Origin of the sequence: Cryobacterium sp. TMB1-7 (genome assembly GCF_004402435.1) — a bacterium.
Taxonomy (GTDB): domain Bacteria; phylum Actinomycetota; class Actinomycetes; order Actinomycetales; family Microbacteriaceae; genus Cryobacterium; species Cryobacterium zongtaii.
The window spans coordinates 1-16,366 of the sequence record NZ_SOFZ01000013.1 but is presented as its reverse complement, the minus strand read 5'-3'; the positions used below and the strand labels follow the sequence as shown (position 1 = coordinate 16,366).

The 16,366-nt window shown below is 69.6% G+C and carries 14 protein-coding genes; 5 read left to right on the top strand and 9 right to left on the bottom strand.

What is annotated here, in order from left to right; all coding sequences use genetic code 11:
- Window positions 1–48 precede the first annotated feature (48 nt).
- Together E3O60_RS04570 and E3O60_RS04565 are read left to right on the top strand one after the other, a co-directional pair.
- Entirely contained in the window at window positions 49–444 is a 396-nt protein-coding gene (locus E3O60_RS04570) for a sortase (RefSeq protein ID WP_240632329.1), read from the top strand.
- A gap of 78 nt (window positions 445–522) precedes the next feature.
- Window positions 523–888 (top strand): LysR family transcriptional regulator, encoded by a 366-nt coding sequence (locus E3O60_RS04565; protein WP_088454897.1) that lies wholly within the window; start codon window positions 523–525, stop codon window positions 886–888.
- A gap of 50 nt (window positions 889–938) precedes the next feature.
- On the opposite strand, the gene rocD is transcribed toward E3O60_RS04565, so the two are convergent.
- Together rocD and ddaH are read right to left on the bottom strand one after the other, a co-directional pair.
- Window positions 939–2,204, bottom strand: coding sequence for an ornithine--oxo-acid transaminase (rocD, locus tag E3O60_RS04560; protein ID WP_165787866.1), 1,266 nt, complete (start codon window positions 2,202–2,204; stop codon window positions 939–941).
- A complete protein-coding gene (ddaH, locus tag E3O60_RS04555; protein ID WP_088457798.1) occupies window positions 2,201–2,992 on the bottom strand; it encodes a dimethylargininase in 792 nt (263 codons plus the stop codon). The genes rocD and ddaH overlap by 4 nt, the downstream gene beginning before the upstream one ends.
- A 307-nt stretch (window positions 2,993–3,299) precedes the next feature.
- On the opposite strand from ddaH, the gene E3O60_RS04550 reads away from it, so the two are divergent.
- From E3O60_RS04550 to E3O60_RS04540, 3 genes are all read left to right on the top strand, one after another.
- Window positions 3,300–3,737, top strand: a complete 438-nt coding sequence (locus tag E3O60_RS04550; protein ID WP_088454895.1) for an Lrp/AsnC family transcriptional regulator — start codon at window positions 3,300–3,302, stop codon at window positions 3,735–3,737.
- A gap of 70 nt (window positions 3,738–3,807) precedes the next feature.
- Window positions 3,808–4,776, top strand: a complete 969-nt coding sequence (locus E3O60_RS04545; RefSeq protein ID WP_134497274.1) for a hypothetical protein — start codon at window positions 3,808–3,810, stop codon at window positions 4,774–4,776.
- The gene (locus E3O60_RS04540) at window positions 4,773–5,135 is read left to right on the top strand and encodes a GntR family transcriptional regulator (protein WP_088454893.1); all 363 of its coding nucleotides are present in this window, start codon (window positions 4,773–4,775) and stop codon (window positions 5,133–5,135) included. The genes E3O60_RS04545 and E3O60_RS04540 overlap by 4 nt, the downstream gene beginning before the upstream one ends.
- Window positions 5,136–5,175: 40 nt before the next feature.
- On the opposite strand, the gene E3O60_RS04535 is transcribed toward E3O60_RS04540, so the two are convergent.
- The 7 genes from E3O60_RS04535 to E3O60_RS04505 form a co-directional block, all read right to left on the bottom strand.
- Entirely contained in the window at window positions 5,176–5,616 is a 441-nt protein-coding gene (locus E3O60_RS04535) for a YdeI/OmpD-associated family protein (protein ID WP_088454892.1), read from the bottom strand.
- A gap of 336 nt (window positions 5,617–5,952) precedes the next feature.
- Complete coding sequence (locus E3O60_RS04530; RefSeq protein ID WP_134497272.1) at window positions 5,953–6,924, bottom strand: NAD(P)-dependent oxidoreductase; 972 nt, start codon at window positions 6,922–6,924, stop codon at window positions 5,953–5,955.
- Window positions 6,921–9,626 carry an alpha/beta fold hydrolase gene (locus E3O60_RS04525; RefSeq protein ID WP_134497286.1) on the bottom strand — a complete coding sequence of 902 codons (2,706 nt, stop codon included), beginning with the start codon at window positions 9,624–9,626 and terminating at the stop codon, window positions 6,921–6,923. The genes E3O60_RS04530 and E3O60_RS04525 overlap by 4 nt, the downstream gene beginning before the upstream one ends.
- Window positions 9,623–10,624, bottom strand: a complete 1,002-nt coding sequence (locus E3O60_RS04520; protein ID WP_088454890.1) for a 3-oxoacyl-ACP synthase III — start codon at window positions 10,622–10,624, stop codon at window positions 9,623–9,625. The genes E3O60_RS04525 and E3O60_RS04520 overlap by 4 nt, the downstream gene beginning before the upstream one ends.
- Before the next feature lie 219 nt (window positions 10,625–10,843).
- Window positions 10,844–11,470, bottom strand: coding sequence for a hypothetical protein (locus tag E3O60_RS04515; protein ID WP_088454889.1), 627 nt, complete (start codon window positions 11,468–11,470; stop codon window positions 10,844–10,846).
- A gap of 36 nt (window positions 11,471–11,506) precedes the next feature.
- The gene (locus E3O60_RS04510) at window positions 11,507–15,133 is read right to left on the bottom strand and encodes a bifunctional proline dehydrogenase/L-glutamate gamma-semialdehyde dehydrogenase (RefSeq protein WP_088454888.1); all 3,627 of its coding nucleotides are present in this window, start codon (window positions 15,131–15,133) and stop codon (window positions 11,507–11,509) included.
- Window positions 15,130–16,149, bottom strand: coding sequence for an adenosine deaminase (locus tag E3O60_RS04505; protein ID WP_134497270.1), 1,020 nt, complete (start codon window positions 16,147–16,149; stop codon window positions 15,130–15,132). The genes E3O60_RS04510 and E3O60_RS04505 overlap by 4 nt, the downstream gene beginning before the upstream one ends.
- Window positions 16,150–16,366: the final 217 nt, after the last annotated feature.

Genomic DNA, 16,366 nt, shown 5'->3' with positions numbered 1-16,366 from the left:
GCGCGCTAACATTTCACCCTAGGCAGACGACGGGAAACGGCGGCACGGGTGGACCTTCACGACATCGTCTCGATGCTCAGCGAGATCTTCACCATCGTCGGGCTCCTGGTGGGCGTTCCGCTCTACATCATCGGCCTATCGGTGCGCGGCTTCGGCGGCCGGTGGGTCGAGGCGGATGGCGTCGTCGCGGCCACCACGTCCGGCCCGGTGATCCGCTGGTTCGACACCACCGGCGAGGTGCACGAGGCCCGGGCAGACAGCCACGAGACCGTGCACCTGGAGCCCGGCGACGACGTGACCCTGTGGTTCAACGCCAGGGCCCCTGAACGATGCCGCACCCATTCGCCGGACCACGACGGCAAGGCCTTGCGGCTGACCGGCTTGATCCTGACCAGCCTCGGCCTCGGCTCGGCGGTTCTGGGGATCGTGCTGCTCTTCGTGTGACCCGAAGAGTGAAGGCCGTCACGACCGCGTAGCCTGTACTGAGGCACGCGACCCGCGCGTGCGGCAGAGAGGATGCCCGTGGACACCACACTGCTCCGGCGTTTTGTCGCCGTCGCCGAGGAACTGGACATCGCGCGCGCCGCCAAGAACCTCAACGTGTCGCGCACGACGCTGATGAAATCGGTCGCCGCCCTGGAAGCCGAGCTCGGCGTTCCCCTCTTCGAGCCCGCCGCCGACAACCCGTATCTCACCGAGGCCGGCATCGCCCTGCTCGCCGAAGCGAAGGGGCTGATCGCTCACATGCCGCCGGCCGGCGGCCCGTCCCAGGGATCGGGCAACAGCAGCGGATCCGGCGGCGGCAAGGCCAAGGCGTCCAAGGGCCGCGGTCGCGCGCCCGCCGTCAAGGGCCAGGCCGCGCCCGGCAAGCGCCGCCAATCCCGCTGAGCTGACCCGGCGTCGACCGGGCCAGCCGGATTCTCTCCGAGCTAGGTGGCCTAACGAACGGAGGCGCCGAACTCCTCGAGCACCGCGGTGAGCTGGTCCACCGCCCAGTCCAGGTCTTCGGCCGACACCACCAGGGGTGGGGCGAGCCGGATGGTGGAGCCGTGGGTGTCCTTCGCCAGCACACCGCGCTCCATCAGGGCCTCGCAGACCGCGCGCCCTGAGGCCAGCGCCGGGTCGATGTCGATACCTGCCCAAAGACCCGCACCGCGCACCTCGAGCACACCGTGGCCGACCAGGCCGAGCAGCCTCTCGTGCAGGTGGGCGCCGAGGTCCCTGGCTCGCTGCTGATACTCGCCGGTGGCGAGCATGTTCACCACCGCCAGCCCCACGGCGGCGGCCAGCGGGTTGCCCCCGAAGGTGGACCCGTGCTCACCCGGGCGCAGCACGCCCAGGATGTCGGTGTTGCCGACGACCGCGGAGACGGGCACGATGCCGCCGCCGAGGGCCTTGCCGAGCAGGTACAGGTCGGGCACCACACCGGCCTGCTCCACCGCGAAGGTGGCGCCGGTGCGGCCGAGGCCGGACTGGATCTCATCGGCGATGAAGAGCACGTTGTGCCGGGAGGTGATCTCCCGCACGGCGGGCAGGTACTCCGCCGGCGGTACCACGATGCCGGCCTCACCCTGGATGGGTTCCAGCAGCACCGCCACGGTGTTCTCGTCGATGGCCGCCTCCAGCGCCGCGGCATCCCCGTAGGGCACCGTGCGGAAGCCCGGCGTGAACGGGCCGAAGTCGGCGCGCGCCGATTCGTCGTCGGAAAAGCTGATGATGGTCGTGGTGCGGCCGTGGAAGTTGCCGCCGGCGACGATGATGTTCGCCATCCCCGCCGCGACGCCCTTGACCCGGTAGCCCCAGGCGCGGGCTACCTTGACACCGGATTCCACGGCCTCCGCGCCGGTGTTCATCGGCAGCACCATGTCCTTGCCGGCCAGCTTGGCCAGGGCGGTCACAAATGGGCCGAGCTGGTCGTTGTGGAAGGCGCGGCTGGTGAGGGTGATCCGGCCCAGCTGCGCGCGCGCGGCATCCAGGAGCACCGGGTTGGAGTGACCGAAGTTGACGGCGGAGTATGCGGCGAGGCAGTCGAGGTACCGCTTGCCGTTGATGTCGGTGACCCAGGCGCCGTCGCCGGACGCGACCACGACGGCCAGCGGGTGGTAGTTGTGCGCGGCGTGCTGGTTCTCAAGTGCGATCGCCGCGCTCTGGTCGGTCAGGCCGACCTGAGCGGTGAGGCCGGTCGCATCGGTCAGGGCGCTCATCGGCGCAGCTCCAGAGTGCAGCATTTGACTCCTCCTCCGCCGAGCAAGAGCTCGGACAGGTCCACGCCGATCGGGTTGAAGCCGCGTGCACGCAATTGGCGTTCGAAGTCCTTCGCCTTGGCGGCGATCACGACGTTGTAACCGTCGGAGTAGGAGTTGAGGCCGAGGATCGCGGCGTCTTCCTCGGTGACGAGGATGGCATCCGGGAAGCGTTCGCGCAGGATGGCCAGGCTGGGTTCGTCGAACGCGCTGGGCAAATAAGCGATCTCGCCGTTCCCCGATGTCGGGGAGGCGTCAAGCACGGCGATGGCGGTGTCGAGGTGATAAAAGCTGGGGTTCACCAGGGTGAGGGTTATCACCGGGCGATCGTAGATGGCCGAGACCTCTTCGTGGCTGTTCGACGCGCTGCGGAAGCCGGTGCCGGCCAGGATCACGTCGCCGACGAGCAGGAAGTCGCCCTCGCCCTCATTGATCTCGACGGGCTCGCGCACGTCGAAGTCGTTGGCGCCGAACCAGTCCATGTAGGCGGGGCCCTCGGGCTGGCGCTGCGGGTAGGTGAATTTGGCGCCGTAGGCGATGCCGTCGATGACAAAACCGCCGTTGGCGGCGTAGACCATGTCGGGCAGACCGTCGATGGGGTCGATCAGGTGGACATCGAAGCCGAGGCCGATGTAGGTGTCGTACAGCGTCTGCCACTGGGCGACGGCCAGGCTCGTGTCGGTCGGCAGGGCCGGGTCCATCCAGGGGTTGATCCGGTAGACCACGGTGAAGAACTCCGGTTTGCACATCAGGATTGTGCGTTTCACCGGCGTACGAGTCACCGCGGCTGGCGCGACCGACTCGTTCGGGGTAGCGGATGCGACATCTATTGACACTGGAGCTCCTCTGTTGGCGGTCCGCCGGCCAAGGCGTTGGCGGAACGCGGGTGGGTGGCGGACCAGGTCGCTCTCGTGAGCCCTGTACAACGGTGAGGCCGATCACACAGGGACGCCGGTTCTAGTCTCACACAGCATGAATCAACGTTTCGTGCGAATTGGCGCATGTAATGCGCGTTGCAAGCGGCGCGCACGCAACTTCGGCGCGTACACTGGTCGAATGGACAACCTCGATCGCGGCATCCTCGACCTTCTCCGCCAGAACGCCCGGGCGGGCTACGGAGACATCGGTTCTATCGTGGGCCTCTCTGCCTCCGCGGTGAAACGCCGCGTGGACCGGCTGGTCGCCGACAAGGTCATCCGCGGCTTCACCATCCAGGTCGACCCGTCGATCGACGGCATGAGCACCGAGGCCTACGTCGAGCTGTTCTGCCGGGGCACCGTCGCGCCCGACGAGTTATTGCGCATCCTCTCCGGCGTGCCGGAGGTCGTGGATGCCGGCACCGTGACCGGCAGCGCCGACGCGATCGTGCACATCCGGGCCCGCGACATCCCCGGCCTCGAGGCGGCGCTGGAGAAGGTGCGGCTGGCCCCGAACGTCGACCACACCCGGAGTGCCATCGTGCTCACCAGGCTGATCCACCGCAGCGCGGAGTAGCCGCACGGCCCTTGACGGGCGCACCCCGGCTTGTTAGCTTGGTACAAATACCAAACAAACGAGGATGCCCGTGGACGCGTACGAGATCACCCTGCTGGTCGTGGCCGGACTGCTGACGGTCGTCTTCGCGTGGCAGCTTCGGCCAGGTGCCGTCATTCGCCCGGATGCGCTGCGAGATACCGCCCGACGCGCCGGCCTGGCCATCACACCGGAGGTCGAGCCTGTCCTGATCGCGCGCATCCGTTCGCGGACCCGCGGCGTGTTGGTCGGCACCCTGATCGCTCTGCTCGTTTCGACAGCTTCTCTTATCGCGCTACCGGAATCACCGGACGGCGGCATATGGTCCGGGCTGATGCTCATCGTTCTGACCGGCCTGGGTGGCGCCGTCGGACTGTGCGTTGCGGAGTTCAGGTCGGCGTTCGTCTCGCTCGGCGATCGTCCTCGCGTGGCGCGGGCGCCCACGCCGCGCCGTGCGGACTATCTCTCCACCGTCGACCTCTGGTGCGGTCCCGTTGCCATGGGTGTCAGCGGAGTGGCACTGGCCGCCGTGGCCGCGCTGATCCTGGTCGGTCCCGACGACGCGCTCAGTGACGCGAGCATCCCTTCTCTGTGGTGGCCCGGCTTTGTGCTGTGGATCATCTCGCTCGCATCGGCCGGAGTCGGCCGCATCCTGTCGACTCGCTTGGTGGGGCGGGGCCAGCCCGCCGGCAACGACATGGAGTTGGCGTGGTCCGACGCTCTCCGCAGTTGGACGCTGCGTGCACTGGTGCAGACTCCCGCGCTGGGGGCGCTCTGCAGTGTGGTCGTGGTGCTGACCTCCGTCAGCTCGGCGGTGACACCCTCGTCGGGAACCGGAACCGCCATGTCTGTGGCCTTTTCCATCGTGCCACTGGTCATGGGCTCGGTGGGTGTGGCTCTGCTCTCGATGGGGTCACGCCGTCCGCCGCACTACCTCACCCGGCTCTGGCCGGACGTGGCCGCGGAGCTGCGCCGCGGCACACACGGAGTAGCCGCTCCGGTCGAGAGCGGCCGCCCGTGAGACTCGTCGTCGACCCACGCTCAACCACGCCCCCCTTCGAGCAGATCCGCATCCAGGTGATCGAGGCCGTGCGCACCGGCACCCTGACGCCCGGCGACAAGCTGCCCACGGTGCGCCGTCTGGCCGAAGACCTGGGCCTCGCCCCCAACACCGTGGCGCGCAGCTACCGTGCGCTGGAGCAGGACGAGGTGATCGAGACGCGCGGGCGGCTGGGTTCCTTCGTGGCTGCCACCGGGGATGCGACGCAGCGGCAGATGCAGCTCGCCGCGGTGGCCTACGCCGACCGGGCGAAATCGCTCGGGGTCGACCCCGGTGAGGCACTGACCATCGTGCGCGGGGCGTTGGGGCTGCCGGGCTGAGCCGACCGGGCGGGCGTGGTCCGGCACCGCGTAGCTGAGGTCAGGCACCGCGCAGCTCAGCGAGAACCGCGTCGAGACGGCGCTGACGGGTGGCGTCGGTCTTGGCGCTTTCGAGCGCGAGCACGTGCTTGCGCTGGTTGCTGTAGGAGAGGGCGTCGAAGGCGGTGCGTGCTGCCGTGTCCGCGGCGAGCGCGGCCCGCAGCACGTCGGGCTCATCGACGGTGCGCGGTTGATCGTCGAGTTCGATGGTCACGTCCACCTCATCGCCGCCCGCCACCCCGGCCTTGATGCGATTCTCGGCGCTGAGGGCGATCATGTAGGCGCCCCGGTACGGTGCCACCGAGCTGCGGTAGCTGTGCCCGTTGAGGGTGACGGTGATGGCGTGCCGCTTGCCGGGGCCGAGCGCCGCGACCACCTCCTCTGGCACGGGGATGCCCGTGGCGGTGGCACCGGATTGCTCGATGACGGTGCGGAAGTCCATGGTGCGAGTATGCCGCCGTCGGTCGGATCTCGACAAGCACCCTGCGCGCATCGCCTGCGAATTGCGGCGTTGCGCCCCTTCAGCACGCCCGAAGGGGCACCTTGGCGCGACTCACGGCCTCCCCGCTCGCGCGCGCTGTGCGGGTCAGGCGCCGCTGTGCAGGTGTAGCGCCAGGGGTATCCGGGGCTTTGAGAGCGATATGCGGGTCAAGCGCCGGTAGGCGGGTGGCGTGCCACCCGCGCAGCGGCGCCTACCCCGCCCGCCGAGCTATGCGGGCCACGCGCCGCTTTGCGGGGCACGCGCCGCAGTGCGGGTGAGGCGCCGTTAGTCGAGGGCTCAGGCGGTGCGGTAGGACTCGGCGAGGCGGGCCAGACCCTCGTCGAGGGAGACCGCCGGGGTCCAGTGCAGGTCGGCGCGGGTGCGGCGCTGATCGAACCAGTGCGCGGTGGAGAGCTGCTCGGCGAGGAACCGGGTCATCGGCGGTTCATCCTCGCCCGGGAACACCCGCCAGGCCGTCTCGATGACGGAGCCGGCCGCACGGGCGACACTCGCCGGCACGCGCCAGGCCGGTGCTGCAACGCCCGCCGCCGCGCAAATGCCGGCCAGCAGTTCGGCCACCGGCCGGGGCTCACCGTTGGTGATGACGTAGGCGTTGCCGTGTACGGCATCCACCCGCTCGAGCGCGGCCGCGATGGCGCCGGCGGCGTTGTCGATGTAGGTGCTGTCGATGAGAGCGGCGCCGTGCCCGAGCAGCGGCAGCCGGCCGGCCCTGGCGCGTTCCACGATCCGCGCGATCAGCTGGGTGTCGCCGGGGCCCCAGACCAGGTGCGGCCGCACGGCGACGACCCGCAGCTCGGCCGAGTCCGCGGCGAGCGCCAGCAGCTCGGCGGCGGCCTTGGTGCGGGCGTAGTCGCCTCGGGCGTGGTCGGGGTCGGCGGGTAGCGCATCACTGCCGGTGATGGATGCGCCGGAGTGGGCGACCGACGGCGACGACACGAAGACCAGGCGCTGCACGTTCGCCGTGCGGGCGGCGGCGATCAGGGTGCGGGTGCCGCCCACGTTCACGGTCTCGAACTCGGCGGGCGGGCCGGCGAGGGAGACCTTGGCGGCCAGGTGCACGATGGCGTCGACCCCGGCGACGGCCGCGGCGACGTCGGCCGGCTCGGTGATCGAGCCCAGCGCGTCAGTGGCGCCGGCGACGCCGCTGGGCCGGCGCTGGAAGCAGCGCACCTCGTGGCCGGCGGCGACGATGGCGGCCGCGACAGCCCGGCCGAGAAAGCCGCTGGCACCGGTGACGAGCACCCTCATGGCTGGGTGAGCCTGGCGCCGGTGAGGATGCCGTGCGCCCAGCCGGCCAGGCGCGTGCGGTCGATCTTCGAGTTGTGGCGGATGTCGGTGGGCAGGTGCGGAACGACGAGCACGGCCGCGACCGGCTGGCCGGCGACGCCGCGCACGGCCGCGGCAAGCGCAGGCTCGGCCAGGCCGACCCGGGTGGCCGGCGGCACAGTCTCGACGACGACGACGATTTGCTGGCTGCCGGCCGGTCCGACGCCCACGGCGGCGGCGCGGTCGACGCCGGCCAGGGCCGAAACGGCTAACTCCGGTCCGACGGGGGTGACGACACCGTGCGGCGTGGTGATCACATGTGGCAGGCGACCCTCAACCCAGAGCCGGCCGGAGGCGTCGAGGTGACCGACGTCGCCGGTGCGGTGCCAGCGCTCTCCGGGGGTGACCATGCGGGTGGCGGCCTGGTCGGTGAGCCAGAGCCTGTCGTAGTGGTCCTTCACGTGCGGAGCCGAGACCACGATCTCGCCGGTGACCTGCGGAGCTTCGGAGAGCTCTCCGACGGCGGTTCCCGTTTCGTCGAGGGCGCTGATGCGCACTCGGGTGGTCGCCGTGGGGCGGCCGACGCAGACGCCGCCGGGGCCGCGCGCCTCGTCATCGATGGCGGCCTCGCGGATGCCGTCGAGGGTGATGTCGGTCATCAGCAGGCCCTCGGTCATGCCGTACGGCGTGTGGGCGCTGGCTCCGGGCATCAGGGCGGCGGCCGAGGCCAGCAGAGGTTCGGACACCGGGGCGCCCGCTGAGAGGAAGCTCGTCACCCGGGCCAGGGCGGCACGGTCGGCCGGGGTCAGTTCACCCTGGGTCGCCACGACGTTGGCCAGCGCGGCCGGGGACAGGAACACGACGGTGGCGTCGATCGCGGCCACGGCGGCGGCGACCGCGGTGGCGGTCAGCGTCTTCGGGGCGGTGACGTCCATGTCCGGGGTCACCGAGCGGGCACCCAGAGCCGGGCCGAGCAGAGCGAACGGTGCGAAGCCGGCTACCAGGCCGGTGCCGCGGCCGACGCCGTACTGGGCGTGCAGCGCACGGCTGACGGCCGACAGCTGGCCGTGGGTGTAGACGACGCCCTTGGCGGGTCCGGTGGAGCCGGAGGTGAACAGCACCGCGGCGACGTCGTCCGGCTGGGGCGGTTCGGGAAGCTCTTCGTCCCGGCCCAGCGAGATCAGATCCGCGAGGGCGTAGGAGACGCCGAGGGCGCGACGGCTGGCGGTAGGAAGCCGGTTGACGGAGATCCTCTGGCCGGGCCAGCCGAGGGCCCTGGCGGCCATCAGGCCGGGCAACGCACCGATGACGTGGTCGGGGCGGGCGCCGCGGACCGCGCGCGTGAGGCCGGTGAGTCCGAGACCGGCGTCGGCCACGACCACGATCGCGCCGAGGCGGATGCACGCGTAGAGCACCGCGGTGAGGTCGGCGCTGGGCGGCACGAGCAGGGAGACGCGGTCGCCGCGGCGCACGCCGATCTGGTGCAGACCGGCCGCGATCTCGCGGACCCGGCGGGAGAGCAGCCGCCAGCTGACCACGCGGGGGTCGGTGCCCTTGCCGGGAGCCATGTCGATGAGGGCGGTCTCGTCGCTGTCCCGCAGCTCGTCGAGGTAGTGCCAGAGGGGCTGGAGTACGTCGGCAGGCGCCGTCTGGGTCTCGACAAGCTCGACCACCGGGCTCAGCTCGACCAGGCTCTCGGCAAGCCAGCCGAGTGCGGCGCCGGCGTAGTCCACGTCTTCGGCGATGAGGTGTCCGGCACCCTCGAAGCGGTGCACGGCGGCGTGCGGCAGCCGGTCGCTGAGGTCGTCGAGGTACCTGTCGCTGAAGATCGGGTCCCGCGGACCCCAGAGCAGCAGGGCGGGAACCGTGAGCGAGCGGAGCGACTCGGCGATGCGGTCGAGCTCCGCGTGGCTGTCGTGGCGGGCGTCCACCGGGATGTCGGCGACGAAGCCGCCGATGCCGCCGCGGCGGGCGGGGGTGCGGTACGGCGCCCGGTAGGCGTTCTTGACCGCAGCCGGCATGGCCGGGTGCCCGAGCGCGAGGGTGGTGTCCAGGAACGCCGTAGTGGTCACGGTGCCGGCACCGAGCACACCGCGGGCGAGCGCGAGGCGCAGCGGGGCGGGGATGGGTTCGGTGTCGCTCTGATGGATGGCGGTGTTCAGCAGCATGACGCCGGCGAGGTGCTCGGGGTGGTCGACGGCCCAGCCCAGGGAGACCACGCCGCCCCAGTCATGGCCGAAGGTCACCACCGGACCGGTGAGGCCGAGGGCACGGGTCAGGTCGTCGAGGTCGCGCACTCGTCGGGCGAGCGGGCGGGCGACGCCGGTGCGCTCCGAGAAACCCATGTCGAGCTGGTCGACCGCGATGACGCGCAAGGCCGGCCGGCCGGTGGTCGCCGCCGCGGTGGCCTGGGCCACGAGGTCACGCCAAAGGTAGGACCAGGTGGGGTTGCCGTGCACGCACAGGATCGTGCCGACCGGCTCCGCCCCGAGCGCGGCCAGCTGTTCGCCGTTGTCGAGCAGATGCCAGGCGTGACTGGCACCTGGCGCCGTGCCGTCATCAGCCAGGCTGCTCTCGACGACATCGACGATCCGGGACCAGTCCGGGTCCAGGCCGGGCAGCCCGCTCGGCGGCACGCTCGCCGGAGCGAGGGCCGTCGCGGTTCGCGGCAGCCGGAAGCTCACCACTGAATCTCCATCATGGCCGTGTTGAGACCGGAGCCGACGCCCATCAGCAGGACCCGGTTGCCGGGCTGGAGCCGAGCGGCCTCTTCGGAGAGCGTGATCGGGATGGAGGCGGGCCCCACATTGCCATAGCTGGGGTAGGTCAGCGGCACCCTGCTGCGGTCCAGGCCAGTTGCCTTCACAATGGCGTTGGTGTGCACATCAGACACCTGGTGCAGGATGTAGCGGTCCATGTTCGACCAGCTCCAATCCCGCTTGGCTTCGGTCCAGGCCGACACGACGAGTTCCATGCCGCCCTTGAGCAGGGCCTTGGCGTCGGTGAACATGCCGTCGACGCTGCCGACGCAGAGGTCGTTGAACTGGGTGGCCGCCCGGGTCACGCCGCCGAGGATGCGGTGTCCCTCCGGATGCGCGTCGGCCCGGCCGAGCACGGCCGCAGCGGCGCCGGAGCCCAGCGTGAGGCTGGCGAACTCGCTCATGAAGTCCTTGCGTCCGATGTCGGGCCGGCCGAGGCGCTCGATGGTGTTGGTCTGGATCTCGTCGGCATCCTCGCCGTCGATGATCACGGCGTACTTGATCTGGCCGGAGTCGATGAGCTGGGCGGCCAGGGTCATGCCGTTGACGAAGCCCAGGCAGGCGTTGGCGATATCGAAGTTCGTGGCCGACGACGGCAGACCGAGTCCGTGGTGGATGCGCACCGCGACAGAGGGTTCCAGGTGCTTACGGGTGACCGAGGTGTTGATCATCAACCCCACCTCGCTGGGATCGACACCGGCTTGAGCGAGGGCACGTTTGCCCGCGGAGACGGCGGCGTCGTCGAAGGCCTGCCCCACGTCCCAATTGCGTCGTTCGTGCACTCCGGCGACGCGCTGCAGCAGCCCCTTGGGCAGGCGCAGTCGCTTGAGCGCCGGCTGCAGGCGAGCGTCGATCTCTTCGGAGGTGGTGATGCGCGGGGCGATGGTCGTGGCGACCGACAACAACGCGACATTGCGGTGCATCGTTGTTGCGTTTCCGTCCAACGGGGTCCCCTGTCGAGTTATGGGTGGCGACAAATCATGTCCTATCGATTTTCTCCCAGAAGTCTGGGTGTCAACCGTGCGTAAGCTGATGCCCACAGCGGCTCCGGATGTCGGTGGATGCGGCGACGCTTACCTTCCATTATCAGCCTTTCTGACGGTGGTGCCGTCACCGGGCCGCGCGCCCGGGTTCGGGGAGGGTCAGGAGAGGCGTGGCGTACCGGGTCTGGTGAGGGCGGCGGCCACCAGGAAGCAGGCACCACCCGTGATGGTGCCGACAGTAGCCCAGCTCGCCAGAAACTGTTGGCCGGACTCCGCTATCGGATACGCGCCGACCGCGGCGATGCCGAAGGCCACTGACCCCAGGAGGTTCAGCCAGGCACCCCGCCAGGTTCGGGCCTTCGGGTCCCACAGGGCATCTCGCCCGGTGGTCGCAACAACGGCGAGGAGACTGGAGAGCAGGAAGCAGACAGACCCGTAGGCATCCGGACGCCACCCGGTGCGCTCGGTGCCGCCGAGACTGGCCGCCAGAGCCGTCACGGTGCTCAGGTTGAAGAACAGGGTGCCGGCGAACTGGATGGCCGCGGCCCACCAGTCGAACCGGTCCGGCCGGTTGGTGGTGCTGCGCGGCGGCCGCCGACCGCTGAGATTGAGTTGGATGAACGCGGCGAGGGTGAAGAACAGTGAGCCGATGAAAAAGGTCAGGTTGTCGGCCACCGGGCCGACGGCATCCAAAAAACCGGGAACGGCACCCACGATGAAAAGCACCGACCCGATGATGAATCCCCAGGCCTCACGGCGCAGCCGGAGGAACGTCGGTGCTGCCACTGGATCACCTCGCCTTCGACCGCAGCCATTATTGCGCTAGATGACCTCATCAGTGAGGGTGCTCGGGTTGCCGAACCTGTGCGCGGTGATCGAGATCGCCTGTTCCCGGAGGAACGGCAGCAGCTCGACCCGTCCGGACTGGGTGACCGGATGCGCGTAGACGGCGATGTCCGGGCTGCCGCCGAGGGCGTGGGCGAAAGCCGTGGCTGCAACAGCGGCTCCGGCCTGCGGGTCGCTGCCGATCAGCCGCACCCGGCTCGTGCTGATTCCGCCGGCGGCAGCCCTGGCCAGCCATTCCTCGTCGCTTTCGATGATCACGGGGATATCGCGGGGAGCGAGGACCGCTCGCACCCTCGGCGGCACCGGCACGGCGCTGGAGACGACGAACCTGGACTTGGACAGCAGGCCGGCCGCGATCACGCGCAACAGCAGGGCCAGGCTGCCGTCGTCGCCCAGCCGTACGGTGACCGGCAGCGGGCGGTACCGGAACAGGTTGCGCTCCAGCCCGAGCGCGGACACGTCCGCGACAACGTCGAACTCTTCACGCCAAGCGAGGGCGTCGCTGAGCGCCGAGCGGCGCAACACGTCGAACTCCTCGTAGGGCAGCGACGGCTGAGAAGCCTCGATGAGATCGGTGATGCGCTGTTCGAGGCCCCGCAGGTGCAGGGTGGAGCTGTTGACTCCCGGATCGGTGACCCAGCCGCCCAGACCGAAGAGGTAGTTGGGGCCGCCGGCCTTGGAGCCGGGTCCGACCGCCGAGCGCTTCCAGCCGCCGAACGGCTGTCGCCGCACGATCGCGCCGGTGATCCCGCGGTTCACGTAGAGGTTGCCGGCCTGAACCGTGTCGACCCACTGGGCGATCTCGTCGGCGTCGAGCGAGTGCAGCCCGGCCGTGAGCCCGTAGTCGACGGCGTTCTGGTAGCGGATGGCTTCCTCGAGATTCCGGGCGTGCATGACACCGAGCACCGGGCCGAAGAACTCGGTGAGGTGGAAGTACGAGCCGGGGGCGACGCCGCTGCGGATGCCGGGCGACCACAGCTGCCCGACCCCGGTCTCGAGGTCGTCATCGAGCAGCTGGGGCTTGACCAGCCAGCTTTCGCCGGCGCCGAGCTCGGTCAGCGCGTGTAACAGCTTGCCGTCGGCGGGCTCGATGATGGGGCCCATCTGGCTGTCCGGGTCGGCGGGGCGGCCCACCCGGAGCGATGTCGCGGCATCCACCAGCTGGCCCAGGAATCGGGTGGACCGCGCGACCGACCCGACCAGGATCACCAGGCTGGCGGCGGAGCACTTCTGGCCGGCATGGCCGAAGGCGCTCTTGATCACGTCGGCGGCGGCCAGGTCGAGGTCGGCGGACGGGGTGACGATGATGGCGTTCTTGCCGCTGGTCTCGGCCAGGAGCGGGAGGTCCTCTCGCAGGCCGCGGAACAGCGTGGCGGTCTCGTAGGCACCGGTGAGGATGACCCTGTCAACGTCGGGATGGGCCAACAGCCGGCTACCGAGAGCCCGGTCGGGCAGGTCGACGAGGGCGAGAAGCTCGCGCGGAACCCCGGCCTCCCAGAGCGCTTCGACCATCACGGCGCCGGTGCGCTGGGCGAGAGCCGCCGGCTTGATGATCACGCCGGAGCCCGCGGCAAGGGCGGCGAGCACGCCGCCGGCCGGGATGGCCACCGGGAAGTTCCACGGCGGCGTGATCACGGTGAGCCGTGAGGGTACGAAGATGGCGCCCTGCACCCTGTCGAGCTCGCGGGCTTGTGCGGCGTAGTAGTGCGCGAAGTCGATGGCTTCGCTGACCTCCGGGTCACCCTCGGCGATGGTCTTTCCGGTTTCGGAGGCCATCACCTCGATCAGGCGGTCGCGGTTGGCGGCCAGGGCCAGACCCGCGCGGTGCAACACCTGGGCGCGCTCGATGCCCGGCTTCTGCCCCCAGGCGGCTCCGGCCGCGGTGACGGTGGCGATGACCTCATCGAGCCTGTCGGCGTCATCGATGCGGGCCTGCTTGATGCTCTCCCTGCCCAGCATCGACGTCTCGACCCTGGCCAGGATGCTCCGGCCCCAGGCGCGGTTCGCCGGGAGGGACGGGTCGGTGTCGGGTTCGTTGTGGAAACCGCCCAGAACCGACCGGCTCGTGGAGACCGAACCCCGGGTCAGGCCGAGCACCATCGCGGTGAGGTTGGGGTCGTCGGCGTCGGCCGGCGGGGTCGTCAGCGGGGGCGAGTCGATGTCGGGCAGGGGCTCGAGAGGCACAACCACCGAGCGGTCCTGGTCCCGGTTCGCCGGCGGCACGAACACGGTGCCGCCCGGCGCGCCCGGGGCGGTCTCGAGGGCGGCCAGAGAGTCGAGGAAGCGCTGTTTCTCCCGCTCGAACAGGGCCGGGGTGTCGGCCAGTTCGAACACCGCCGACATGAAGTTCTCCTCGCTCGCGTTCTCCTCGAGGCGGCGGATGAGGTAGCTGATGGCCACATCGAACTCCGCGGGGTTCACCACCGGCGTGTAGAGCAGCAGCCGGCCGACGTCCTTCTTCACGGCCTCGGCCTGGCTCGTGGCCATGCCCAACAGCATTTCGAACTCGATGCGGTCGTCTACACCGCGCTGCTCGGCGAGCAAGTGCGCATAGGCCACGTCGAACAGGTTGTGCCCGGCCACCCCGATGCGCACGGCGTCGGTGTTCTGCGGGGTGAGCGCCCAGTTGAGCACACGCTTGTAGTTGGTATCGGTGTCCTGCTTGCTGACGTAGGTGGCAAGCGGCCAGTCGTGCACCGTCGCATCCACGTGCTCCATCGCAAGGTTGGCCCCCTTGACCAGGCGCACCTTGATGGGGGCGCCGCCGCCGGCTCGGCGGGCGTGCGCCCACTGGGTGAGGCCTTGCAGCGCGCCGAGCGCGTCGGGCAGGTAGGCCTGCAGCACGATTCCGGCCTCGAGGCCCTGCAGCCGCGGCTGGTCGAGGATGCGTTCGAAGACCGCGATGGTGAGGTCGAGGTCGCGGTATTCCTCCATGTCGAGGTTGATGAACTTGGGTGTCGGTGACGCCGCGGCGAGCTCGTACAACGGGGTCAGGCGTTCGACGACCCTGTCGACGGCCTCGTCGAACGCCCACATCGACAGCTGGCTGGCGATCGAGGAGACCTTGATCGACACGTAGTCCACGTCGTCCCTGGCCAGGAGTTCGCGAGTGCCGGCGAGGCGACGCAGCGCCTCTTTCTCGCCCAGCACGGCTTCGCCGAGCAGATTGATGTTGAGCCGGTTGCCGGATTCCTTGAGTGCCTCGATGGAGGGGCCGAGCTTGTCTGCCGTCGCATCCACCACCAGGTGACCGACCATCTGGCGCAGCACCTTGCGGGCTGCCGGGATCACGACCCACGGCAGTACCGGGCCCATGACGCCGCCGACGCCGATGGCGCCTCGCAGAACCGGCGGCAGGAAGGCCGGCGCGAGCTTGGCCACCCGTTGCAGGTTGTAGCCGGCGACCATCACGTCCTCCGGTCGCATGACGCCGTCGACGAACCCCACGGTGAAGTCGAGCCCGTTGGGGTCCTTCAGTACGCCGGCGAGCCGCTCAGCGGAAACGTCTGCTGGGATCGTCGCACTGTCGGCCAGCCACTTGGTGACCAGGGCCACGACCTCCACACCGAGGTCCTGCTGCACGTTCGGGAGGCTATTGCTCATGCTCCCGAGGTTAGTCGCAGCAGCCCCTCAAGGTGCTCGTCCACGGCCGTGATGTGTCGGCGTTTCTCATCTTCGGGCAGGAACGAGGCCACGAACGAGTTGCGGGCCAGCGTCGCCATCTGGTGGTGATCCAGGCTGAACTCGCGCTGCAGGGCCGCCAGGTTGTCATCGACGTAGCCACCGAAGTAGGCGGGGTCGTCGCTGTTGACGGTCACCAGAAGGCCGACGGCGAGCATGGCGGGCAGCGGATGCAGGCCGAGCATCGGAATGGCCCGCAGGCACACATTCGAGAGCGGGCACAACGTGAGCGGGATCTGCCGCTTGCGGAGAATCTCGACGAGGTCGTGGTCTTCGATGGCGCGGATGCCGTGATCAATCCGCTCCACCCCCAACAGGTCGAGGGCTTCGCGCACGTAGTCCGGCCCGCCCTCCTCGCCCGCGTGCGCCACCCTGTGCAGCCCGAGGGCCGTGGCCTTGGCGAAGACCTCGGTGAACAGGGAGGGCGGGAAACCGACCTCGGCGGAGTCGAGTCCGACGCCGATGAACTGGTCGAGGTACGGGAGGGCCGCCTCCAAGGTCTCCATTGCGGCCCGACCGCCCAGATGACGGAGGAAGCAGAGGATGAGGTCGGCGGAGATGCCCAGCGTGGCCCGGGCGTCGCCGAGGGCGCGGGTGAGGCCGCCGAACACCACGTCGAGGGGGATGCCGTTGGCCAAGTGGGTCTGCGGGTCGAAGAAGATCTCGGCACGGCGCACTCCTGCGGCGGATGCGCGGGTGAGGTACGCCATTCCGAGATCGTAGAAGTCGGCCTCGGTGCGAAGCACCGCCAGGTTTTCGTAGTAGATGTCGAGGAACGACTGCAGATCGGTGAACCTGTACAGCTCTCGCAAGGCCGCGGGGTCGTAGCTGGGCAGTTCGACGTTGTTGCGTCGGGCCAGGGTCACGAGCAGCTCGGTCTCGAGGGTGCCCTCGATGTGCACGTGCAGTTCCGCGACGGGCCAGGTGGCGACGGTCATAGCTCTCTCCCCCGGATTAAGGTGAGTCCCCATCGTGCCATGTCCGCGAACTGTGAGTTGAGCACCGAAAACTCGCGGAACCGGGGGTGGGGTTAAACGCAGAAAAGCCACCCCTGGCGGGGTGGCTTTTCTGTGTGTTTCTAAGTTAAGTCCGGCGGTGTCCTACTCTCCCACAGGGTCCCCCCTGCAGTACCATCGGCGCAAAGAGTCTTAGCTT

Excerpts from the sequence above, each read along its gene's own strand:
- rocD (WP_165787866.1), bottom strand. The coding sequence starts at position 2,204 with ATGAGCGCCCTGACCGATGCGACCGGCCTCACCGCTCAGGTCGGCCTG.
- ddaH (WP_088457798.1), bottom strand. The coding sequence starts at position 2,992 with ATGTGCAAACCGGAGTTCTTCACCGTGGTCTACCGGATCAACCCCTGG.
- E3O60_RS04550 (WP_088454895.1), top strand. The coding sequence starts at position 3,300 with ATGGACAACCTCGATCGCGGCATCCTCGACCTTCTCCGCCAGAACGCC.
- E3O60_RS04535 (WP_088454892.1), bottom strand. The coding sequence starts at position 5,616 with ATGGACTTCCGCACCGTCATCGAGCAATCCGGTGCCACCGCCACGGGC.
- E3O60_RS04530 (WP_134497272.1), bottom strand. The coding sequence starts at position 6,924 with ATGAGGGTGCTCGTCACCGGTGCCAGCGGCTTTCTCGGCCGGGCTGTC.
- E3O60_RS04520 (WP_088454890.1), bottom strand. The coding sequence starts at position 10,624 with ATGCACCGCAATGTCGCGTTGTTGTCGGTCGCCACGACCATCGCCCCG.
- E3O60_RS04510 (WP_088454888.1), bottom strand. The coding sequence starts at position 15,133 with ATGAGCAATAGCCTCCCGAACGTGCAGCAGGACCTCGGTGTGGAGGTC.
- E3O60_RS04505 (WP_134497270.1), bottom strand. The coding sequence starts at position 16,149 with ATGACCGTCGCCACCTGGCCCGTCGCGGAACTGCACGTGCACATCGAG.